The sequence below is a fragment of the Aeromonas dhakensis genome (assembly GCF_002285935.1).
Lineage (GTDB): Bacteria > Pseudomonadota > Gammaproteobacteria > Enterobacterales > Aeromonadaceae > Aeromonas > Aeromonas dhakensis.
Window position 1 is genome coordinate 3,964,837 of sequence record NZ_CP023141.1, and the last position, 21,736, is coordinate 3,986,572.

General features: G+C 60.5%; 18 protein-coding genes. 9 read left to right on the top strand and 9 right to left on the bottom strand.

All coding sequences use genetic code 11. The annotated features are described in order from the left end of the window. Positions 1-69 precede the first annotated feature (69 nt). Together pgm and seqA are read right to left on the bottom strand one after the other, a co-directional pair. Positions 70-1,719: a phosphoglucomutase (alpha-D-glucose-1,6-bisphosphate-dependent) gene (gene pgm, locus CK627_RS18395; RefSeq protein ID WP_095593061.1), complete on the bottom strand. Its 1,650-nt coding sequence runs from the start codon at positions 1,717-1,719 to the stop codon at positions 70-72. 57 nt (positions 1,720-1,776) lie between these two features. Continuing rightward, positions 1,777-2,286 (bottom strand): replication initiation negative regulator SeqA, encoded by a 510-nt coding sequence (gene seqA, locus CK627_RS18400; protein WP_005299178.1) that lies wholly within the window; start codon positions 2,284-2,286, stop codon positions 1,777-1,779. A 292-nt stretch (positions 2,287-2,578) separates the two neighbouring features. Between seqA and CK627_RS18405 the strand changes: the two genes are divergently transcribed. Genes CK627_RS18405 through fldA form a run of 4 tightly spaced genes read left to right on the top strand, consistent with a single transcriptional unit; the run spans position 2,579 to position 4,501 of the window. Further along, positions 2,579-3,343 carry an alpha/beta fold hydrolase gene (locus CK627_RS18405; RefSeq protein WP_095593062.1) on the top strand — a complete coding sequence of 255 codons (765 nt, stop codon included), beginning with the start codon at positions 2,579-2,581 and terminating at the stop codon, positions 3,341-3,343. Positions 3,344-3,398: 55 nt separating this feature from the next. Then, entirely contained in the window at positions 3,399-3,620 is a 222-nt protein-coding gene (locus CK627_RS18410; protein WP_005299172.1) for a DUF2788 domain-containing protein, read from the top strand. A gap of 20 nt (positions 3,621-3,640) precedes the next feature. Further along, positions 3,641-3,937 (top strand): LexA regulated protein, encoded by a 297-nt coding sequence (gene ybfE / locus CK627_RS18415; RefSeq protein WP_005299169.1) that lies wholly within the window; start codon positions 3,641-3,643, stop codon positions 3,935-3,937. A gap of 39 nt (positions 3,938-3,976) precedes the next feature. Beyond that, positions 3,977-4,501 (top strand): flavodoxin FldA, encoded by a 525-nt coding sequence (gene fldA, locus CK627_RS18420; protein WP_005299167.1) that lies wholly within the window; start codon positions 3,977-3,979, stop codon positions 4,499-4,501. Between the two features lie 59 nt (positions 4,502-4,560). On the opposite strand, the gene CK627_RS18425 is transcribed toward fldA, so the two are convergent. Next, positions 4,561-5,043: a DUF4442 domain-containing protein gene (locus CK627_RS18425; protein ID WP_005299162.1), complete on the bottom strand. Its 483-nt coding sequence runs from the start codon at positions 5,041-5,043 to the stop codon at positions 4,561-4,563. A 241-nt stretch (positions 5,044-5,284) separates the two neighbouring features. On the opposite strand from CK627_RS18425, the gene fur reads away from it, so the two are divergent. After that, positions 5,285-5,713, top strand: coding sequence for a ferric iron uptake transcriptional regulator (gene fur / locus CK627_RS18430; RefSeq protein WP_005299160.1), 429 nt, complete (start codon positions 5,285-5,287; stop codon positions 5,711-5,713). A gap of 98 nt (positions 5,714-5,811) precedes the next feature. On the opposite strand, the gene glnS is transcribed toward fur, so the two are convergent. From glnS to nagE, 3 genes are all read right to left on the bottom strand, one after another. Then, positions 5,812-7,473: a glutamine--tRNA ligase gene (gene glnS, locus CK627_RS18435; protein ID WP_025201933.1), complete on the bottom strand. Its 1,662-nt coding sequence runs from the start codon at positions 7,471-7,473 to the stop codon at positions 5,812-5,814. A gap of 346 nt (positions 7,474-7,819) precedes the next feature. Then, positions 7,820-10,483 (bottom strand): beta-N-acetylhexosaminidase, encoded by a 2,664-nt coding sequence (locus tag CK627_RS18440; RefSeq protein ID WP_095593063.1) that lies wholly within the window; start codon positions 10,481-10,483, stop codon positions 7,820-7,822. A 122-nt stretch (positions 10,484-10,605) separates the two neighbouring features. After that, positions 10,606-12,060: an N-acetylglucosamine-specific PTS transporter subunit IIBC gene (nagE, locus tag CK627_RS18445; protein ID WP_095593064.1), complete on the bottom strand. Its 1,455-nt coding sequence runs from the start codon at positions 12,058-12,060 to the stop codon at positions 10,606-10,608. Between the two features lie 273 nt (positions 12,061-12,333). Here nagE and nagB point away from each other — a divergent pair, with 273 nt between their 5' ends. From nagB to nagC, 3 genes are read left to right on the top strand one after another with little or no spacing between them, the layout of a single operon-like run. Further along, positions 12,334-13,134, top strand: a complete 801-nt coding sequence (nagB, locus tag CK627_RS18450) for a glucosamine-6-phosphate deaminase (RefSeq protein WP_017766092.1) — start codon at positions 12,334-12,336, stop codon at positions 13,132-13,134. A gap of 9 nt (positions 13,135-13,143) precedes the next feature. After that, positions 13,144-14,289, top strand: coding sequence for an N-acetylglucosamine-6-phosphate deacetylase (gene nagA / locus CK627_RS18455; protein ID WP_095593065.1), 1,146 nt, complete (start codon positions 13,144-13,146; stop codon positions 14,287-14,289). 4 nt (positions 14,290-14,293) lie between these two features. Further along, positions 14,294-15,508, top strand: a complete 1,215-nt coding sequence (gene nagC, locus CK627_RS18460; protein WP_010634486.1) for a DNA-binding transcriptional regulator NagC — start codon at positions 14,294-14,296, stop codon at positions 15,506-15,508. Positions 15,509-15,700: 192 nt separating this feature from the next. Here nagC and CK627_RS18465 read toward each other — a convergent pair whose 3' ends face one another. From CK627_RS18465 to aspS, 3 genes are all read right to left on the bottom strand, one after another. Then, positions 15,701-17,317: a phosphoethanolamine transferase gene (locus CK627_RS18465; protein ID WP_017783865.1), complete on the bottom strand. Its 1,617-nt coding sequence runs from the start codon at positions 17,315-17,317 to the stop codon at positions 15,701-15,703. 258 nt (positions 17,318-17,575) lie between these two features. Further along, positions 17,576-18,316: a YebC/PmpR family DNA-binding transcriptional regulator gene (locus CK627_RS18470; RefSeq protein WP_005299136.1), complete on the bottom strand. Its 741-nt coding sequence runs from the start codon at positions 18,314-18,316 to the stop codon at positions 17,576-17,578. A 102-nt stretch (positions 18,317-18,418) separates the two neighbouring features. Beyond that, entirely contained in the window at positions 18,419-20,185 is a 1,767-nt protein-coding gene (gene aspS, locus CK627_RS18475; protein WP_019838554.1) for an aspartate--tRNA ligase, read from the bottom strand. Positions 20,186-20,617: 432 nt separating this feature from the next. On the opposite strand from aspS, the gene CK627_RS18485 reads away from it, so the two are divergent. Then, complete coding sequence (locus tag CK627_RS18485; protein ID WP_095593066.1) at positions 20,618-21,466, top strand: DUF72 domain-containing protein; 849 nt, start codon at positions 20,618-20,620, stop codon at positions 21,464-21,466. Positions 21,467-21,736: the final 270 nt, after the last annotated feature.

Sequence of the window (21,736 nt, forward strand, 5' to 3'; positions counted from 1 at the left end):
AAAAAGCGCAATAAAAAAGAGGAGCCATCAAGGCTCCTCTTTCACATTCCGCAGGGGGATGAGTCGAACTCAGACCCCGGCCTTGGCCAGTGCGGCGGAGACGATCTGCTGGGCTTCCTGCTGGATGAGGTCCAGGTGCGCCTCGCCCTTGAAGCTCTCCATGTAGATCTTGTAGATGGACTCGGTGCCGGAGGGGCGCGCCGCGAACCAGCCGTTCTCGGTCACCACCTTGAGGCCGCCGATGGCGGCATCGTTGCCCGGCGCCTTGGTCAGCTTGGCGACGATGGGCTCGCCGGCCAGGGTGGAGGCTTCCACCAACGCCGGATCCAGCTTGGAGAGCACCGCCTTCTGGGCGCTGTTGGCCGGGGCGTCGATACGGCGGTAGCTGGAGCGGCCGAACTTGGCTTCCAGCGCGTCGTAGTGGGCCTGCGGATCCTTGCCGGTCACCGCCAGAATTTCGGCCGCCAGCAGCGCCAGGATGAAGCCATCCTTGTCGGTGGTCCAGACGGTGCCGTCTTTGCGCAGGAAGGAGGCGCCCGCGCTCTCCTCGCCACCAAAACCGAACTCGCCGCTGTAGAGGCCATCCACGAACCACTTGAAGCCGACCGGCACCTCTTTCAGGGTGCGGCCAATCTCGCCGGCCACCCGGTCGATCATGGAAGAGGAGACCAGCGTCTTGCCGACGGCCGCATCGGCAGACCAGCCAGTGCGATGGGTAAACAGATACTGGATCGCGACCGCCAGATAGTGGTTCGGGTTCATCAGGCCCGACTTGGTGACGATGCCGTGACGGTCGTAGTCGGGGTCGTTGCCAAGGGCGATGTCGAACTTGTCCTTGAGGGCAATCAGGCTGGCCATGGCAAACGGGCTGGAGCAGTCCATCCGGATCTTGCCGTCTTTATCCAGGGTCATGAAGGAGAAGGTCGGGTCGACCTTGTAGTTCACCACCTCGATGTTCAGACCATAGGTCTTGGCGATGACGTCCCAGTAGGCGACACCGGAGCCGCCCAGAGGATCGACACCGATCTTGATGCCGGCCTGCTTGATGGCATCCATGTCCAGCACGTTCTTCAGGTCATCCACATAGGGAGTGACATAGTCGTGCAGGACCACGAACGGGCTCTTGAGGGCCTCGGCGAACGGCATCCGTTTCACGCCGGCCAGGCCAGCTTCCAGAATGGCGTTGGCGCGATCCTCCACCCACTTGGTGATCTCCCCTTCCGCGGGGCCGCCGTGGGGCGGGTTGTATTTGAAGCCACCGTCTTCCGGCGGGTTGTGGGACGGAGTGATCACCACGCCGTCGGCACGGGCGGCAGGCTTGCCAGCATTGTGGCGCAGGATGGCGTGAGAGATGACCGGGGTCGGCGTGAAGCCGAGGCCGGCCTGAATGCGGGTCTCGACGCCGTTGGCGGCCAGCACTTCGACTGCGCTGGCAAAGGCGGATTCAGACAGGGCGTGGGTATCCATGCCGACAAACAGCGGGCCTGTGATGCCGGCCTGCTGGCGATACTCCACCAGCGCCTGGGTCACCGCCAGGATGTGGGATTCGGTGAAGGCATTGTGCAGAGCGCTGCCGCGGTGGCCGGAGGTGCCGAAGGCAACCCGCTGCTCGGGGCGGCTCATGTCCGGCTTGTTGAGGTAGTAGGCGCTGACCAGACGGGGAATGTTGGTCAGGTCGCTCAAACGGGCCGGCTGACCGGCGTGGGAATGCTGTGCCATGGCGTTGTCCTTGCTTGATGGCGGCCTTGCCCGGCAAGGCCTGAGTCTGATGAACCGTTAGATTGCGCCGCACACCCGGGCAATCACCTCGTCGCCATACCCCATGCTGGCCATCAGCTGGGCCACCATGTTCTGTTTGCGACTGGTGTTGGTGTTGGTGATCACCCAGAACGGGGTTTGTGGCACCTGCTTGGGCTTGGTGGTGCTGCCGCTGGCGCGTAGGGCATCGGGATCTCGCGAGAAATAGACGCGCTTGCGCCCCTTGATTTCGGTGGCCTGGGTAAACCCGACCGGATCATCCCGGTAGAGGGTACTGAGCACCTGCATGAAGCGGTTGATGGACTTCTCTTCTTTTTGCAGCTCGCCGGAATCGAGCAGCGTTTCCAGCCCCATGGCGTCGGCCACGGTGGGCGACGGAGCCGCCGTCACCTCTGCTGCGACCGGCGAGGCCTGGCGGGCAGGCTGTTCCAGCAGGCGGCGCAGGATATCGGAGGCACTCTCGCCGATGTGCCGGGTCTGGCTGGCGATATAGAAGTAGAGATCGTCATCAAGCTCGATGGTTTTCATAGGGATGCGCTGGACTCGTCGAAATTCGGATGCGGCGATTATACATAGGCAAACCCGGCAGCCCAAGCAAGGGGCGGACAGATGTGCATGAATCTCATCGAGAATACGGCATAATAGCGGCCCAAGTGTGTGATCCGTCGCACTGATAGCCGATCTGGCTGGCTTTTTTTAGGAAAAAAACCACATTTTTTTGCTCCGTGATGAGTGAAATCCTTTTCTTTCCAGTGCGTTAAATCATGGCGAGCAACGTACTCACGACCGACAAGGTGTCATTTTGCAACAAAACCCATTATTGAACTTCAAGGAGCAGGGCCAGGGCCAACCCGTCGTGCTGATCCACGGGCTGTTCGGCAGCCTGGACAACCTGGGCCTGCTGGCACGCCCGCTGAGCGAACAATACCGGGTCATCAGCGTCGATCTGCGCAACCACGGCGCCTCCTTTCACTCCGACGAGATGAGCTACCCGGCCCAGGCAGCCGATCTGCTCGCCCTGCTCGATCGGCTGGGGCTTGAACAGGTGGCGCTCGTGGGCCACTCCATGGGGGGCAAGGTAGCCATGCAGGTTGCCAAGCAGGCACCGACCCGCGTCGCCAGGCTGGTAGTGGCCGACATAGCGCCGGTCGCCTACCCTCACGCCCGCCACCAGAACGTGTTTGCCAGCCTCAATGCCACGCTCGAACAGGCTCCGCAAAGCCGCAGCGAGGCGGAAGCCATCCTGGCCGAGCATGTCGAGATTGCCGGCGTGCGCCAGTTCCTGCTCAAGTCCTTCGCCAAGGGGGAGTCGGGTTGGGGCTGGCGTTTCAACGTGCCGGCCCTTGAGCGCAACTACGCCAACATCATGGGCTGGCCCGATCCACAGAGCCGTTTCGAAGGGCCTGCGCTCTTCATCAAGGGGGGCGATTCCGACTACATGCTGCCCGCGCATACCGAGACGGTGATGGCCCAATTTCCCGCCGCCAAGGCCCGCGTCATCGCCGGCACCGGTCACTGGCTGCACGCGGAAAAGCCGGTTTTGTTCAACAAACTGGTTGTGGATTTCCTGTCGACAGGCGGTTAACAGTTTCAAATCCTTTGTGATATAGTGCGCCCGTCATAAGGAGTGTGCGCAATCCATGCTAAGTGAACATATCGACCTGATCGAGAGTCTGGGCCTGAAGTTATTCTTTGTGGCCATTTTCGTATTGATTGGCCTGGCCATTCAGGACGTGCTCAAACGCGGCAATGTGCCCCGTTTCGGCCGATTCATCGTCTGGTTGGTACTCTTCCTGGGTTGTGCAGGTTTTGTCGCCAAGGGGCTGATCGAACTGGGCTGGGAAGGCTCAGGCATCGGCTAACTTATTTCCATCTGTGATGTATGGCCAAACAGCAAACTGATCGAACAACACTGGATCTGTTCGCAAACGAGAAGCGCCCCGGCAGGCCAAAGACCAACCCACTCCCCCGCGAGACCCAGCTCAAGATCAACAAGCGCAACCAGCTCAAGCGCGATCGAGAGAACGGTTTGAAGCGGGTAGAGTTAAAGGTGGAGGCCGAATTGCTGGAGCGCCTGAACCAACTTGCGTTACAACAGAACGTCAGCCGAGCCGAGCTGATCCAATCTATCCTGAAGCAACAGATTGAGTCTGCACATGCAGCAGGCATCGCAATCTGACCGTTAAGCATTAACACCAGATACGGGTAACTAAACACTATGGCTAGTGTAGGTCTGTTTTTCGGCAGCGATACCGGTAATACCGAAGCTGTCGCCAAGATGATCCAGAAAGAACTGGGCAAACAACTGATTGAAGTCCGTGACATTGCCAAGAGCAGCAAGGCCGACATCGACAGCTTCGATCTGCTGATGTTCGGTATCCCGACTTGGTACTATGGCGAAGCCCAGGCCGACTGGGATGACTTCTTCCCCGAGCTGGAAGAGATCGACTTCACCAACAAGCTGGTCGCCATCTTCGGATGCGGCGATCAGGAAGATTATGCCGAGTACTTCCTCGACGCCATGGGCACCCTGCGTGACATCGTCGAAGCCAAAGGCGCCATCGTCATCGGCCACTGGCCGACCGCCGGTTACGAGTTCGAAGCCTCCAAGGCGCTGGTGGACGACAAGCACTTCGTGGGTCTGGGCATCGACGAAGATCGCCAACCCGAGATGACTGCCGAGCGCGTCAAGGGCTGGTGCAAACAGCTGCATGAAGAGATGTGCCTGGCCGAGCTGGAGTGATCCACGCTTGCCAGCACCTCTGACAACAAGGGCCCCGCGGGGCCCTTGTTGTTTTCTGGTCATGCGCTCTCGCCGCCCCTGTGCTCGGGCTTGGCCCGCACATAGAGGGTGCGCTTGACCTGGGCCACCAGCTCGCCCTGGCCATCCTGTACCGTCACCTCGAACTCTGGAAAGTGCTTGTCTCCCCCTTCGGTCGCCGCGACTATGGCGGCCAGCTTGCCGTCGGTCAGGTTGAATTCGGCCACCAGCTTGCCCTTGCCGGGCTTGATGTAGTTGATGCTGCCCGCTTTGTCCCAGACGTAGTAGCGGTTCTTGAAATAACCCATCAGCATCAGTGGATAGATGGGATCGGTCATCGCAAACATGCTGCCGCCAAACTGGGTGCGGTTGGCATTCTTGTTCCACCAGCGGGACTTGAGGGTGACCCGGCAGAAGCGAAAATCATCGCTCAATGTCTCTATCTTGATGCCCGCGCCCCAGAAGGGGGGCCAGGCGTTGAGGGCGCGGCGCACCCAGGCCGCGTTGTCAAAAAGCCAATCCATGGATCTCATCCGACCAGAGTGAAGAAGGTTACATTTTATCAACATTCGGCGGGTGAGCAAGCCACCGTCACAATCCGCACAATTCGTGGATAGGCGGTCAGCTGCACTAAAGCCCTTGAATTACTGGGTTTATTTTTAGGTGAGCTACGACCTATAATGACAGGCCAAGCGAGTTCGTGGTTGCCATTACAGCGGCAGTCAATCAGAATAACCACACCTTCGAGAATGCGAATAAATAGAAATGGCAGACAACAACCAAGCGTTAAAAAAGGCCGGGCTCAAGATCACCTTGCCCCGCGTCAAGATCCTGGAAATCCTGCAACAGCCGGACTGCCAGCACACCAGTGCGGAAGATCTGTACAAACGACTGATCGACCAGGGTGAAGAGATTGGTCTCGCTACCGTCTACCGCGTTCTCAACCAGTTTGATGATGCCGGTATCGTCACCCGTCACCACTTCGAAGGGGGCAAGTCGGTGTTCGAGCTGGCCACCCAGGAACACCACGACCACCTGGTCTGCCTCGACTGCGGCAAGGTGATCGAGTTCTCCGACGAGGTGATCGAGCAGCGCCAGACCGAGATCGCCAAGAAGCACAACATCCGTCTGACCAATCACAGCCTCTATCTCTATGGCCACTGCGCCGCCGGCGACTGCAAGCACGACGATTGATTGGCAGAACCAGCGCAATAAAAAAGCCAGCATGATGCTGGCTTTTTTGTGCCCGTATTCCGGACAAGAAAGGGCAGGGTCTCCCCTGCCCTCCTTCATCAGGCCTCGGCCTTGCCCCACACGTCGCGCAGGGCCACGGTGCGGTTGAACACCAGGTGTTCCGGGCTGGAGAGCTTGTTGTCGGCGCAGAAATACCCTTCACGCTCGAACTGGTAAGCCTGCTCCGGCTTGGCGTCCTTGAGGGAAGCTTCCACGCGGGCACCCTCGATGATCACCAGGGATTCCGGATTCAGGGCCGCTTCGAAGTCCTCTTCGGCACCCGGGTTCGGCACCTTGAACAGACGATCGTAGAGGCGCACTTCGGCCGGCAGGGAGTGAGTGGCGCTGACCCAGTGGATCACCCCTTTCACCTTGCGGCCATCGGCCGGGTCCTTGCCCAGGGTCTCGGGATCGTAAGAGCAATAGATGCAGGTGACCTTGCCATCGGCATCCTTCTCGACCCGCTCGGCCTTGATGACATAGGCGTTGCGCAGGCGCACTTCCTTGCCCAGTACCAGACGCTTGAACTGCTTGTTGGCTTCTTCTTTGAAGTCCGCTTCATCGATGAGGATCTCGCGGGTGAAGTTCAACTCGCGGGTACCCATCTCGGCATTGCTCGGGTGCGCCGGTGCAGTCAGCACTTCATCGGCGGCCAGGTTCTCGATGACCACCTTCACCGGATGCAGCACGGCCATGGCACGCGGGGCGTTCTCGTTGAGATCTTCGCGGATGCAGGCTTCCAGCATGCTCATCTCGACGATGTTGTCCTGCTTGGTGACGCCGATGCGCTTGCAGAACTCGCGGATGGAGGCCGGGGTGTAGCCGCGGCGGCGCAGGCCGGAGACGGTCAGCATGCGCGGATCGTCCCAACCGTCCACGTGCTTCTCGGTCACCAGCAGGTTCAGCTTGCGCTTGGACATGACGGTGTATTCGAGGTTCAGACGAGAGAACTCGTACTGACGCGGGTGGCAGTCGATGGTGATGTTGTCCAGCACCCAGTCGTACAGGCGACGGTTGTCCTGGAACTCCAGCGTACAGATCGAGTGGGTGATCCCTTCCAGGGCGTCCGAGATGCAGTGAGTGAAGTCATACATCGGGTAGATGCACCACTTGTCACCGGTCTGGTGGTGGTGGGCAAACTTGATGCGATAGATGACGGGGTCACGCATCACCATGAAAGGGGAAGCCATGTCGATCTTGGCACGCAGGCAGGCGGTGCCTTCGGCAAACTCGCCGTTCTTCATCTTCTCGAACAGGGCCAGGTTCTCTTCCACACTGCGATCGCGGAACGGACTGTTCTTGCCCGGCGCGGTCAGGGTACCGCGGTATTCACGCATCTGCTCGGCAGAGAGCTCGTCCACGTAGGCCAGCCCCTTCTCGATGAGCTCGATGGCATAGCCGTGCAGCTTGTCGAAATAGTCGGAGGAGTAGCAGATCTCGCCGTTCCACTGGAAGCCGAGCCACTGCACGTCCTGTTTGATGGACTCAACGTACTCGATATCTTCCTTCACCGGGTTGGTGTCGTCGAAGCGCAGGTTGCATTGGCCCTGGTAGTCGCGGGCGATGCCGAAGTTCAGGCAGATGGACTTGGCGTGACCGATATGGAGATAACCGTTCGGCTCGGGCGGAAAACGGGTATGCACACTGGAGTGCTTACCGCTGGCCAGATCTTCATCAATGATCTGACGAATAAAGTTAGTTGGGCTGTTCGCCTGACTCATGGCTCACCTCAAAAATGCGTCACTGGCGGAAGTTGTGCCGGCTGGCACCCTCAACCCCCCCGCCGTCAAGCCGGATATGATCCCTCATTACGCGCCCTGTCTCAACCTGAATTTGCCCGTTTCGGGGTACTGGCGCCGCAAAACGCCCCGCACTGGTGGCCGGTTTGACTGACTGGCGAAAAAAAGACCCCGCACGCGGCGGGGTTCAAGGTGATGAAAAACAAAAACAGACAATACACACACAACAAAGGCTCACACGCACAGTCAACCTTTCCCAAGCCCGATGACCATCGTCCTTGGGAAAGGCGGGTCTTGCGACCCACCTTGCGTTATGGACTGAGGGCTATCAGTTCAGCTCGGTGACGCGGCTGGTGCGCTTGCCATCGAAGCTGGTGGTACGCAGGTAGACCTTGCCGTTGACGCTCGGCTTGGCGGCAGCGTCGTAGGCGCTCCAGCTCTTGCTATCCAGGCTGTACTGGATGGGCAGGCCCGGCAGATCCACGTTCGCTTCAAGCACGCCGTTCACCACCTTGGCGCCCGGTACGGAGAGGCGGTATTCCACCCCGGCCTGGTCCAGTTTCGGCAGCACGCGCTGACCCAGTACGTTGGCGAACTGGTTCCACTCCTTGTTCAGAGTGGCCTTGTTGACGAACTTGGTGGTGCCGGAGAACTCGCGGTTCTTCACGTAGTCGAGCTCGAAGCTGCCCTTGTGCCAGGCACGCTCGGCCATGGAGAAGATACGCGGGTAGACCATGTACTCGTATTGCGCGTCGGTACGCACGGTTTCACTCCACTGCTGACCGGAGATCCCCTTGAACTTGACCGGATCCTGGTCCCCCTTGGCCACGAAGGCGTTGCCGTCGCGGTCAACCGAGGTCTCGGCGTTCTGCGGCAGGTTTTCCGGGGCGAAGGCGAACACCTTGCGGGTGTCGTTGAAGCGGGTGGCCCAGTAGTAGCCTCGCTCGGCCGGGTGTACCTCGTTCGGGAAGTCGAAGTAGAGGTAATCCGGGTTGGAGAGCACCACCTCATAGCCCTTGTGCGCCCACTTCATCGCTTCGTTGAAGCCACCCCAGTAGAGGGTTTCCCAGAAGTTGACCCGGGTCTTGTCGGTGGCGAACACGCTGGCATCCGTGGCGTACTTCAGACCATCTTCCCACGCCTGCAGGGTGGAGAAACCGTGGCCCTTGACCATTTCGCTCACTTCCTTGGCGAAATAGACCGGCAGCTCGGCCACGTCCTTGATCTTGCCATCGTCGATCATCTTCTGGCACATCGGCGACTTGCCGAACGGCTTGTCCTGCTTGCTGGAGTCGACGTTGCCCTTCCAGGCGACCAGCTCTTCTTTCTTGGTGACGGCCGGATCCTGGTAACCACCGCCCTGCATGATGTTCTTCGCCTCGTCACCACCGTAGTGCCAGGCGGTCAGCGGCTGGCCGGCGGCCTGGTGCATCTGGGCCACTTCGTCCATCACCTTGGCCACGAAGGTAGCGGCGCCCGGCTGGCAAGGGTTGATGAAGGACATCTTGTCGTAGAACTGCACCGAGGTGACGTTGGAAGTATCGGCCGGGTCAGTCAGACGGAACTGGTTGGCTTCGGTCTCTTTACCTTCAGCCATCAGACGCTTGTAACGCGCTTCCATGGAAACCACGGCGGCACGGGCGTGGGCCGGCATGTTGATCTCGGGGATCACGGTCACGCCGCGTGCCTTGGCATAGCGCACCAGGTCGATGTAGTCGGCCTTGCTGTAGAAACCGGAACCCTGGTTGTCGCTGGTCGGGCCGGAGCCCAGCTGCGGCATCAGGCACTTGGTTTCGGACTCGTCGTGGCAACGCTGGCTGCCGACGTCGGTCAGCTCCGGCAGACCCGGGATCTCCAGACGCCAGCCTTCATCGTTGGTCAGCCCCAGGTGCAGCACGTTGAGCTTCATGGCGGACATCTGATCCACCAGCTTCTTCAGGGTCTCGGGGCTTCTGAAGTGACGGGCCACGTCGGTCTGCATGCCGCGGTATTCAAAGCGCGGGGCATCCTCGACGGTCATCTGGCTGACCAGCTTGTCGTTGACTCCCAAGAGGGAGATCAGGGACTGGGCACCCCAGAAGGCACCTTCGATGTCGTGCCCCTGAATGACGGTACCCTTCTTGCCGATGGTCATGTCGTAGCCTTCGGCCTGCTTGAGCTTGCTGCCGAGCTTGATGGTCACTGGGTAGCCGGTGTCGGAGAGGGTAACACCCAGCTTGGTCAGTTGAGCCTTCAGGGCTTCGGCGCGATCGCTCGGCAAATCCAGGGCATTGAGCTTGATGGTGGAGAAGTCGACCTGCGGGCCGGCTTTCACTACCTGCTTCATCGGGGTCGGCATGATCTGGTTGTCGACCTTGCCAGCCGGCAGCAAGGTGCTGGTCTGGTTGGCGGCGAAACGGGTTTCGCTGTTCATCAGGATGTTGTTGTCATCCTTGGTGCGCTTCCAGCCGTCGGCCGGCATCGGCTTCTCGTAGGTGGTGGCATCGTCGATGTTGCTCATGCTGGCCAGCACTTTCGGCTCGGCCCCTTCGCTGGCGACATACCAGTTCGGCATGATGTCAGATTCGAACAGTACCCAGTACTCCACCACCAGCGGCACTTCGACCGTGGCATCCTTGGCAAAGCCCTGGAACTTCTCGGTCGGCGTCAAACGATAAAGGTCGCCGGTCAGGTGGGTGATGGTGAACTGGTCGTTGTCCACCCGCTGGATGCGACGGATGGAGGAGACATAGATGCTCCAGTCCTTGGAGGTGACGTCAGCACCGGTGTTGGTCAGGTGCAGCTTGGCAACGCCGCAGCTCGCCCACTCGGAGCCCAGCGCCTGGCAGTCGAGGCCGGCGCCGGCACCGTCGTTGGTGACGACTTCGTACTTGACCACCAGGTTGCTGGCAAGGGCGTCGACCACGGCTTGCTTGGCGGCATCGGCTGCAAGTGCCGGACCGGCGAAAACGGTAGACATGGCAATGGCTAACAGAGAATGTTTCAAGTTCATAACTGCTGCTCTCATTTGAAGTAAAGGTTGGATTTTCTTGGCTTTTTTTATATGGGGCCCCGAGGCGGGGCCCTTAGTTATGTCAACAATGGACTTAGACTTGAGGCGAGCTTGGCGCCCGATTAACGCAGGGCCTTCATCTCACCGGCAATGATTTCGGCCAATGGGCCCAGAATCACCTGCAGGTTCTGCTCACCGAGCTTGACCACACCGGCCGCGCCCAGGGCTTTGAGCTTGCGCTCGTCAACGATGCTGCGGTCTTTCAGGGTCAGACGCAGACGGGTGATGCAGGCATCGATGGCCACCAGGTTCTCCTGGCCGCCCAGCACTTCCAGGTATTGCTTGGCCAGCTCGGTGCGGTCGGTGGTTTGAGCCTGTACCGGTACCGCTTCGTCATCTTCACGACCCGGGGTTTTCAGGTTGAACTTGGCGATCACTGCGCGGAAGACCACGTAGTAGAGGCCGAAGAACACCAGACCCTGCGGGATCAGCATGTACCAGTGGGTCGCCAGCGGGTTACGTGACTGGATAAACATGTCGACAAAACCAGCACTGAAGCCGAAGCCAGAAATCCAGTGCATGGAGGCGGCGATGAACACGGAGATACCGGTCAGGAACGCGTGGATGACGTACAGTACCGGCGCCACGAACATGAAGGAGAACTCGAGCGGCTCGGTCACCCCGGTGAAGAAAGAGGCAAAGGCGGCGGCGATCATGATGGACGCAACCTTGTCCTTGTTCTCTTTCTTGGCGGAGTGGTAGATGGCCAGTGCGGCGCCCGGCAGACCGAACATCATGATGGGGAAGAAGCCGGCCTGATACATGCCGGTCACACCCACGACCGCCTTGCCGGCGTCGATGGAGGATTGACCGCCCAGGAAGTTCGGGATGTCGTTGATGCCGGCCACGTCGAACCAGAACACGGAGTTCAGGGCGTGGTGCAGACCAATCGGGATCAGCAGACGGTTGAAGAAGGCGTAGATGCCGGCGCCGGTGGAACCCAGGTTGACGATGGATTCACCAAAGCTCACCAGACCACCGTAAATGACCGGCCAGACGGCCATCAGGACGAAGGAGACCACGATCATCACCACGGAGGTCACAATCGGCACCAGACGACGGCCGGAGAAGAAGGCCAGCGCCTTGTGCAGTTCCACACCACTGAAGCGGTTGTAGAGCTCGGCCGCGATCACACCGGTCAAGATACCGATGAACTGGTTCTCAATCTTGCCAAATGCAGCAGGCACCTGGTCCAGCGGGATCTGCTGGATTTGGGATACCGCGCCCGGGCTCAGCAAGGTGGTCACCACCAGGAAACCGACCAGACCGGCCAGCGCGGCAGAACCGTCTTTGTCTTTGGACATGCCATAGGCAACACCCACGGCGAACAGGATTGCCATCTTGTCGATGATGGCCGCACCCGCCTTGATCAGGAAGGCGGCCAGCGCGCTGTCACCACCCCAACCATTCGGGTCAATCCAGTAGCCAACCCCCATCAGGATCGCGGCGGCAGGCAATACCGCTACCGGCACCATCAAGGCCCGGCCGATCTTTTGCAAATAACCGAGAATGTTCACGGTTCCTCTCCTTAGTTAATGTTTTTCTAGAAATTAAGTGCTTATCACGTTTGACGCATAAGCCATCAAGGCTTGATTGGCAGTCTAGGGCTTTTATTTCGCTGCGCAAATTAATAAACCTGTAATCGTGATCATTATCACCCAAACGAGATAAAGGTGGCGGATAGATGTGGCTTAGTTCGCAATCTTTATTTACGCTATAAAACAACTTAAATCCGTCCCGCTCTTCTTGCCGCCGACATCCCGGCCGCAACCCGTACAGAGGTATCTACAATGCGCCTGATCCCGTTGAAATCTGCCAGCCAAGTGGGGCTCTGGTCCGCCCGTTACATCGTTGACCGTATCAATGCGTTCAAACCCACTGCCGATCGCCCCTTCGTACTGGGCCTGCCCACTGGCGGCACTCCGCTCAACACCTACAAGCGCCTGATTGAACTGCATAAAGCCGGTGAGGTGAGCTTCCAGAACGTGGTCACCTTCAACATGGACGAGTACGTCGGCCTGCCGGAAGACCACCCCGAGAGCTACCACAGCTTCATGCACAACAACTTCTTCAGTCACATCGACATTCGCCCCGAGAACATCAACATCCTCAACGGCAACGCGCCGGATCTGGTGGCCGAGTGCAAGCGCTACGAAGACAAAATCAAGTCCTACGGCAAGATCCACCTGTTCATGGGCGGCGTCGGCAACGACGGCCACATCGCATTCAACGAGCCGGCCTCTTCCCTGGCCTCCCGCACCCGGGTCAAGACCCTGACCGAAGACACCCGCATCGCCAACTCCCGCTTCTTCGGTGGCGACATGGAGCAGGTGCCCAAGCTGGCGCTGACCGTGGGCGTCGGCACCCTGATGGATGCCGAGGAGATCATGATCCTGGTGACCGGTCACGGCAAGGCGCAGGCCCTGCAGGCCGCGGTGGAAGGCAGCGTCAACCACATGTGGACCATCTCCACCCTGCAGCTGCATCCGAAGGGAATGATGGTGTGTGACGAGCCCTCCACCATGGAGCTCAAGGTCAAGACGGTACGCTACTTCCAGCAGCTCGAAGCCGCCAACATCGGCCGTCTGTAAGGAGTCACCATGTACGCATTGACCAACTGCACCCTCTACACCGGCAGCTGCGTGCTGACCGGTTACGGGGTGGTGATCGAGGGCGACCAGATTGTCGCCATCTCCCACCAGGCCGAACTGCCGGCCGGCATCGAACGGATTGACCTCAAGGGTGCCAACCTCTGCCCCGGCTTCATCGACGTGCAGCTCAACGGCTGTGGCGGCGTCATGTTCAACGGTCACATCACCACCGAGACCCTGGCGACCATGCAGGCCGCCAATCTGAAATCCGGTACCACCAGCTTCCTGCCGACCCTGATCACCAGCCCGGATGCGGACATGAAGCAGGCCGTCGCCGTCACCCGCGACTACATGGCGGCGCACCCCAACGAAGTCCTTGGCGTGCACCTGGAAGGCCCCTACACCAATCTCAAGCGCAAGGGGATCCACCCGGCCGAGCAGATCCGCCAGCCCGCCGACGAGATGATCGACTTCTTCTGCGCCAACGCGGATGCCATCGCCAAGATCACCCTGGCGCCGGAGCGCAACAAGCCGGAACACATCCGCCGCCTGGTGGAGGCCGGTATTCTGGTCTCCGCCGGCCACACCGCCGCCAATTACGATCAGGCCATGGCCGGGTTCGACAGCGGCATTCGCTTCGCCACCCACCTCTACAACGCCATGACCCCGACCCTGAACGGCCGCGAGCCGGGCGTAGTGGGTGCCATCTATGATCGCAAGGATGTCTACGCTGGCGTCATCGTCGACGGCCATCACGTGCACTGGGCCAACGTGCGCCTCGCGCACAAGATGCTGGGGGAACGGCTGGTGCTGGTAACCGACGCGACCGCACCGGCGGGGGCACCGGAAGGCTTTGAGAAGTTTGATTTTTGTGGCGCAACCGTCTATTTCCGCGATGGTCAGTGCGTCGACGAGAATGGTACACTCGGCGGCTCTGCCCTCACCATGATCGAGGGGGTGGAAAATCTGGTCAAACAGGTCGGATTACCGCTCGATGAAGCACTGAGAATGGCCACCCTTTACCCTGCACGCGCCATTGGATGGGACTCACGTCTCGGTAGTATCCAGGTCGGAAAAATAGCCAACCTGACTGTCTTTGATCAGGCCTTCACGGTCTGCGGGACCGTGGTTAACGGACACTACACAACACAGTGACACTATGACTGGCGGACAAATAGCAAACGTAGATCTTATCAAGCAGGTCAACAGTGCAGCCGTGTATCGGCTCATCGACCTGCAGGGGCCCATCTCGCGGGTCAAAATTGCCGAGTTGAGTCAGCTGGCCCCGGCCAGCGTGACCAAGATCACCCGGCAACTGATCGAGCATGGCCTGATCAAGGAGACCTCGCCGCAAGCCTCCACCGGTGGACGGCGCGCCATCTCCCTGACCACCATCAAGCATCGCTTCCAGTTTGTGTCCGCCAAGCTGGGTCGCGGCTACCTGCAGCTGAGTCTCTATGATCTCGACGGCAAGGAGCTCGACCAGCATGTCACCCAGGTGACCGAGATCGAGCAACAGCCGGTGGTCGACATGCTGCTGCGGGAGATCGGTGCCTTCATCGACTCCCAGCAGGATCGCAGCCGCAACCTCATCAGCATCGCGCTGACCATGCCGGGCCTGGTCAACCCGGAATCGGGCATGGTCATCTATACCCCCAAGTACCAGATCCGCAATCTGGCGCTGGCCAAGCTGCTGGAAAACCACTTCAACCTGCCCTGCTACGTGGGTAACGACACCCGCTCGCTGGCACTGGCCGAACACTTCTTCGGCGAGTCCCGCGACTGCATGGACTCCATTCTGGTGAGCGTCCATCAGGGGGCAGGCTCGGGCATCATCACCAAGGGCAAGGTGTTCCTCGGTCAGAACCGCAACGTCGGCGAGATCGGCCACATCCAGGTCGAGCCGCTCGGCAAGCGCTGCCACTGCGGCAACTTCGGCTGTCTGGAGACCATCGCCTCCAACGAGGCCATCGTCGACAAGGTGAAGGAGCTCATCAGCCGCGGCCACCTGAGCTCGCTGCAGGAGAAGCACATCACCATCCAGGAGGTGTGCAAGGCGGCCATGGCCGGTGACGAGCTGGCCCGCAGCGTGATCGAGAACGTGGGTGAGCATCTGGGACGGGCGGTGGCCATCACGGTCAACCTGTTCAACCCACAGAAGGTGCTGATCGCGGGGGAAATCACCGCCGCCGAGGAGATCCTGTTCCCGGCCATCCGCCGCTGCGTGGAGCACCAGTCGCTGCCAAGCTTCCATCGCGGCCTGCCCATCGTGAAGGCACGCTTCCAGAATCAACCCACCGTCGGTGGTTTCGCGCTGGTGAAGCGGGCCCTGCTGGAGGGAGACCTGCTGCAGATCATCATGGAGCAGAAGTAAGGCCCCGGCCTTGCGAGAAAAAACGGCAGCCAGTGGCTGCCGTTTTTTTATTGATCTATCTCGCCGGTTCACCCCGCTCGGCACGGCTTGAACAGATCCAGCGCGCCGTTGTAGACCTGAGTCTGCACATCCATGATCCCCAGCATGGCGCGGGGCAACAGGTTGTCGTGCCGCTCAACCTTTCTGGCCCATTCACCCCGCCCGGCACGGCTTGAACAGATCCAGCGCGCCGTTGTAGACCTGAGTCTGCACATCCATGATCCCCAACATGGAGTGGAACAGGTTGTCATGGGAGAAGCGGTTGCCGGCCGCCTCCTGCTGCAGACAATCCAGATCCAGCTTGCGGTCGGCCTGCAACTGGGGGGAGAACCAGGTCATCAGCGGCACCCGGGTCTGATCGTCCGGCGCGAACTTGTAGGGGGTGCCGTGCAGGTAGAGCCCCATGGCCCCGAGGGATTCGCCGTGATCCGACAGATAGACCAGCCCCACGTTGTAATCCTTCTCCAGCGTCTTGAGCTTGTCGATGAGACGGGCCACCACCTTGTCGGTGTAGCGGATGGTGTTGTCGTAGGTGTTGACCAGCTCTTCATTGGTGCAGTTTTCGATGTCGCTGCGCGGGCAGTCTGGCACGAAGGTCCGTTCACTGGCGGGATAGCGGCGATAGTAGGTCGGGCCGTGGCTGCCCATCAGGTGGAAGGCCACCAGCTTGTTGCCCTTCATCTGCGCGATCTGCCGATCCAGCCCCTCCAGCATCACCTCGTCGTAGCAAGATCCCTTCTGGCAGTACTGGGGAAAATCCTTGGCCTCGATCTCGATGGTGGGCACGTTCTTGCACACCCCCTTGCAGCCGCCGTCGTTCTCCTTCCACAGCACGGAGACCCCGGCGTGCTGCAGCACATCCAGCATGCCGTCGCGGGACTGGGCCAGGGTGTCGTCATAGCCGCGTCGCGTCAGGTTGGAGAACATGCAGGGCACCGAGACCGCGGTGGCGGTGCCGCAGGAGCGCACGTTGCGAAACGAGACCACGCCCGACTCCCTCGCGGTGAAGCTGTTGGTGGCCTTGCCGTAACCGTTGAGGGAGTAGTTCTGGCTGCGCGCCGTCTCCCCCACCACCAGGAACATCAGGGTCGGCTTACTGCCCTGCCCCACCACCCTGGCGTCCGTGCCCAGCTGCTGATACGGGATCGGGGTGGCGAACAGGATGTCGGTGGCGTAGCGATAGAGGCCGTGTACGTAGTTGGCGGGCACTATCTCCTTGCCGAGGGACTTGTTGTTGCGCCCGACCGAGGCGTAATCCTGGTAATAGAGGGCGGCTACCCCCACCAGAAACAGCAAGGAGAGGGCGATGGAGCCGAGCCGCAGGCCCAGCCCCTTGTACCAGGGACGGGGATAGTCAATCTTCACCCACAGCAGGGCCAAGGCCGGCAGCAGGCCGGTCAGCGCGAACCAGAGCAACACGGAACCATTGAGGTAGGAGGCCGCCTCCCCGCTGTTGGTCTCGACGATGTTCTGCACCATGCTCACGTCGAAGATGACGCCGTATTTCAGCATGGCGTAGCTGACCACGGATCCCATCAGGATCAGCAGCACAAAGAAGGGCTTGAGCAGATAGCGAAAGGTAAAAGGCAGGAACACCGCATTGAGCGCGGCCAGCAGCACGAAGGGGATCGAGACGACGAAGCCCGCCTTGACGTGTTCCAGCTTGGTAAGAATGGTGTAGAAGTGGAGGAAAATGGGCCAGTTGAAGAGCAGTGCAAACAGCAGCACCAACAACAGATTCACCTTCATCACACCCAAGGTGATACGCATAACGATACTCCGACAAACCAGACAAGACAGGGGGCTTGGCAACAGCCCCTCTTTGGATCTTCCGCGCCGGAGCCCTCTTCCCGAGGTGCAGACCGGCCGTGGGCGCGAGGGCCCCGGGACGCAGGCAGGGTAGAAAACCAAACTTAAGGGAGAATTAAGGCGGGGCCTGTTCTGGCCGAAGGGCGGGTCGATGCGGGTTATACGGATGAAAAAAAACGGCAGCCGAGGCTGCCGTTTCGAGGAATATTGCCGACCTGATTACAGGGTGGCGGCAACTTCGTCGGAGATGGAACCGTTGTGGTACACCTCCTGCACGTCGTCCAGATCTTCCAGCATGTCGATGAGGCGCATCAGCTTGGGCGCGGTCTCGGCATCCAGCTCCGCTTCGGTGGAGGGGATCATGGTCACTTCGGCGCTCTCGGGCTTGAAGCCAGCGGCTTCCAGACCGTCCAGCACGGTGCCGAAGTCGTTCGGGGTGGTGTACACCTCGATGGTGCCATCTTCTTCGGTCACCACGTCGTCGGCACCGGCTTCCAGAGCGGCGTCCATCAGGGCATCTTCATCGGCGCCTACGAAGGTCAGTACACCCTTCTTGGTGAACAGGTAGGCCACGGAGCCGTCGGTACCCAGGTTGCCGCCGCACTTGCTGAAGGCGTGACGCACTTCGGCCACGGTGCGGTTGCGGTTGTCGGTCAGGCACTCCACCATGACGGCAGAGCCGGCCGGGCCGTAACCTTCATAGACGATGGTTTCGAGCTGCTCGCCGTCACCACCGCCGGCCCCACGGGCGATGGCACGGTTGATGGTGTCACGGGTCATGTTGCTGGTCAGGGCCGCCGCCACCGCCGCACGCAGGCGCGGGTTGTTGGCCGGGTCGGCATCACCGAGACGCGCGGAGGTGGTGATTTCGCGGATCAGCTTGGTGAAGATCTTGCCGCGCTTGGCGTCTTGCGCCGCCTTGCGGTGTTTGATGTTGGCCCATTTACTGTGACCTGCCATAGGGACTCTCCGTTATAGTTTGAAATTTCAGTAACACAGGTTGCGACTACCCGGGGAAACGGGAAAGGCCGCATTGCTGCGGCCCTGGTTGCCGATAAAGGCTTATTCGTCACCCTTGACGGTGGTCGCAATCGCCAGCTCGCCCAGCTGGGTCGGGTTGGCAAAACTGGGGGCGTCGGTCATCAGACAGGCGGCCGCCGTGGTTTTCGGGAAGGCAATCACGTCCCGAATGTTCTCGGTACCGGTCAGCAGCATGCTGAGGCGGTCCAGGCCGAAGGCCAGGCCGGCGTGCGGCGGGGTACCGTATTTGAGGGCATCCAGCAGGAAGCCGAACTTCAGGCGCTGCTCGGCCGGGGTAATACCCAGGATGTCGAACACGGTGGCCTGCATCTCGCTGTTGTGGATACGGACAGAACCGCCACCCACTTCGTAGCCGTTGATCACCATGTCGTAGGCGTTGGCGTAAGCGCCTACCGGGTTGGCTTTCAGCTGCTCCGGGCTCAGGCCGCTCGGCGCGGTGAACGGGTGGTGCATGGCAGCCAGACCGCCTTCACCATCCTCTTCGAACATCGGGAAGTCGATGACCCACAGCGGCTTCCAGCTGTTCTCCAGCAGACCCAGATCGCGGCCCACTTTCAGACGCAGGGCGCCCATGGCATCGCACACCACTTTCTTGGAGTCGGCACCGAAGAAGATGATGTCGCCATCCATCGCACCGGTGCGGGTCAGGATCTCGCGCACGATGGCGTCAGAGAGGAACTTGGCCACCGGGGACTGCACGCCCTCGATGCCGTTGGCCGCTTCGTTGACCTTCATCCAGGCCAGGCCCTTGGCACCGTAGATACCGACAAACTTGGTGTACTCGTCGATCTGCTTGCGAGAGAGCTCGGCGCCGCCCGGTACTTTCAGCGCAGCCACACGGCCTTTCGGATCGTTGGCGGGGCCGGCGAACACGGCGAACTCGACCGCGGTCAGCAGGTCAGCCACATCCACCAGCTCCATCGGCAGACGCAGGTCAGGCTTGTCGGAGCCGTAGCGACGCATGGCTTCGTCGAAGGTCATGATCGGGAAGTCGCCCAGATCCACGTTCAGGATGTGCAGCCACAGTTTGCGGATCATCTCTTCCATGATTTCACGCACTTGCGGTGCGGTCATGAAGGAGGTCTCCACGTCGATCTGGGTGAATTCCGGCTGGCGGTCGGCACGCAGGTCTTCGTCACGGAAGCACTTGACGATCTGGTAGTAACGGTCGAAGCCGGACATCATCAGCAGCTGCTTGAACAGCTGCGGGGACTGCGGCAGAGCGTAGAACTTGCCCTTGTGCACGCGGCTCGGCACCAGGTAGTCACGGGCCCCTTCCGGGGTGGCCTTGGTCAACATCGGGGTCTCGATGTCGAGGAAGCCGTGCTCGTCCATGAAGCGGCGCACGAAGGCACTGGCCTTGGCGCGGGTCTTCAGGTACTTGGCCATCTCGGGGCGACGCAGATCCAGGTAGCGATACTTGAGGCTCACCTCTTCGCTGTTGACCTGGTTGAAGTCCAGCGGCAGCGGCTCGGCACGGTTGATGATGGTGAGCTCGTGGGCAAACACCTCGATGGCGCCGGTGGCCATGTCGCTGTTGCGCTGGGAGTCGGGACGGGTGCGCACCACGCCGGAGACCTGAATGCAGAACTCGCCGCGCAGTTCGGAGGCCAGGGCGAAGGCGTCCGGTTTGTCCGGATCGAAGAACACCTGGACGATGCCCTCGCGGTCACGCATGTCGATAAAGATGAGGCCGCCCAGATCGCGACGACGATGGACCCAACCGCACAATGTAATGGTCTGCCCTGCATGGGCCTCATTGACCTGTCCGCAATAGATAGAGCGCATGGACTTCTTCCTTCGAAATTGTAGAGAGACGGTTAACCTGGGTCGCCGGGCACGACTGGCAAGCACCGTCTGTCTCACAGCTGGCCAGATCCTGCTTCTTGCCCGGTTTGAAATCTGTCTCGTACCGTCCGACCGCCGGGATCGGACACCTGCCGCCGATATCGGCTCGACCAGAGGCGGCTGACAAGCGGCCGGGTTGTCGGGCGGAGGACATCGGCAAGCGATTGTTGTTTGGCCGCATCATGGCCGCTGCCGTCGTCACAATATGCGTACAGCGGCGTGAGTCACAACAAATTGGCAAACAAAAGGGCTGGCATTATAGAGGAAAACCCCCATTTGGGTAAAATGGCCAGCAGCCTCCTTTGCCCTGTTTTTTACATCCCGGGGCAAAAAAAGGGGAAAATCGAGACAAACCCGCAGACAGGATCCCTCATGAGCCTCTTTTTGGGCCTGCCACAATGGTCGCACCCGGCCTGGCCCGGTCACTTGCTGGGGGTGGGTGCCAAGCCCTCCGAGCACCTCGCCCACTATGCCCGGGTCTTCAACACGGTGGAAGGCAATACCACCTTCTACGCCTCGCCGACCCCCGACACGGTCCGGCGCTGGGCCGATGCGGTGCCAGCGGGCTTTCGTTTCAGCTTCAAGTTTCCGCAAACCATCAGTCACCAGAGCGATCTGGTGAGCGCCGACAAGCAAGTGAGCGACTTTATCCGCCTGCTGGCCCCCCTGCATGACAAGCTGGGGCTGCTCAAGCTGCAGCTGCCTGCCCGCTTTGGACCCGATGGTCTTCCTCGCCTGGCGGCCTTCTTCGAACGGCTGCCGACACAATTTAACTATGCCCTCGAGGTGCGCCACCCCGATTTCTTCGCCAAGGGCGAGGCGGAGCGGCAGCTGAACCGGCTGCTGATGGAGAGAGGCATAAACCGCATCATGCTCGACAGCCGGCCGCTCTTCTCGGTGCCCGCCACCTCGGCGGCCATGATCGATGCCCAGGGCAAGAAGCCGAGGCTGCCGGTGCACCTGCTGGCCACCGCCGATGCCCCCGTGGTGCGGCTCATCGGCCTGCCACATCCCGAGGACAACCACCCCTTCCTGCCAGGCTGGCTCCCTCACTGGCGTCAGTGGTTGGCGGAGGGAAAAGATCTCTACCTCTTTATACATACTGCAGACAACGCCCAGGCCCCCGAACTGGCCCGTCAGGTGGCCCGCCTGCTGGGGCAGGAGATGGCCCTCTGGCCGGGGGAAAACGATCGCGCGCGCCAGGGCGTGCTGCCCTTTTGAGCGGCGCTTTCGCCGCCCCCGCTTCGGCGCGAAAAAAAGCCGTTTTTTTCTGATCTGACGGGGCTTGGCGTCAAGACAAACGGCCGCCTTTCCTCTACACTAGCGCCCCATGCAAGGACCCGGTCTGCCCGCCCATCGCACTTGATTGCAGGCGAGCATCCGGCTCCGGTAACAGGGCCCCGACGCCCCTTGACGACAAGCGCTTGTCGCCCAGGGCGCAGCCCATCAAAAGGACCAGGATGATGGTCCATTGCGAACGGAAGCGGCCCG

Bases quoted from the DNA above. Each gene is read 5' to 3' on its own strand.
- pgm (WP_095593061.1), bottom strand. From the start codon at position 1,719: ATGGCACAGCATTCCCACGCCGGTCAGCCGGCCCGTTTGAGCGACCTG.
- seqA (WP_005299178.1), bottom strand. From the start codon at position 2,286: ATGAAAACCATCGAGCTTGATGACGATCTCTACTTCTATATCGCCAGC.
- CK627_RS18410 (WP_005299172.1), top strand. From the start codon at position 3,399: ATGCTAAGTGAACATATCGACCTGATCGAGAGTCTGGGCCTGAAGTTA.
- ybfE (WP_005299169.1), top strand. From the start codon at position 3,641: ATGGCCAAACAGCAAACTGATCGAACAACACTGGATCTGTTCGCAAAC.
- fldA (WP_005299167.1), top strand. From the start codon at position 3,977: ATGGCTAGTGTAGGTCTGTTTTTCGGCAGCGATACCGGTAATACCGAA.
- CK627_RS18425 (WP_005299162.1), bottom strand. From the start codon at position 5,043: ATGGATTGGCTTTTTGACAACGCGGCCTGGGTGCGCCGCGCCCTCAAC.
- fur (WP_005299160.1), top strand. From the start codon at position 5,285: ATGGCAGACAACAACCAAGCGTTAAAAAAGGCCGGGCTCAAGATCACC.
- glnS (WP_025201933.1), bottom strand. From the start codon at position 7,473: ATGAGTCAGGCGAACAGCCCAACTAACTTTATTCGTCAGATCATTGAT.
- CK627_RS18440 (WP_095593063.1), bottom strand. From the start codon at position 10,483: ATGAACTTGAAACATTCTCTGTTAGCCATTGCCATGTCTACCGTTTTC.
- nagB (WP_017766092.1), top strand. From the start codon at position 12,334: ATGCGCCTGATCCCGTTGAAATCTGCCAGCCAAGTGGGGCTCTGGTCC.
- nagA (WP_095593065.1), top strand. From the start codon at position 13,144: ATGTACGCATTGACCAACTGCACCCTCTACACCGGCAGCTGCGTGCTG.
- nagC (WP_010634486.1), top strand. From the start codon at position 14,294: ATGACTGGCGGACAAATAGCAAACGTAGATCTTATCAAGCAGGTCAAC.
- CK627_RS18465 (WP_017783865.1), bottom strand. From the start codon at position 17,317: ATGCGTATCACCTTGGGTGTGATGAAGGTGAATCTGTTGTTGGTGCTG.
- CK627_RS18470 (WP_005299136.1), bottom strand. From the start codon at position 18,316: ATGGCAGGTCACAGTAAATGGGCCAACATCAAACACCGCAAGGCGGCG.
- aspS (WP_019838554.1), bottom strand. From the start codon at position 20,185: ATGCGCTCTATCTATTGCGGACAGGTCAATGAGGCCCATGCAGGGCAG.
- CK627_RS18485 (WP_095593066.1), top strand. From the start codon at position 20,618: ATGAGCCTCTTTTTGGGCCTGCCACAATGGTCGCACCCGGCCTGGCCC.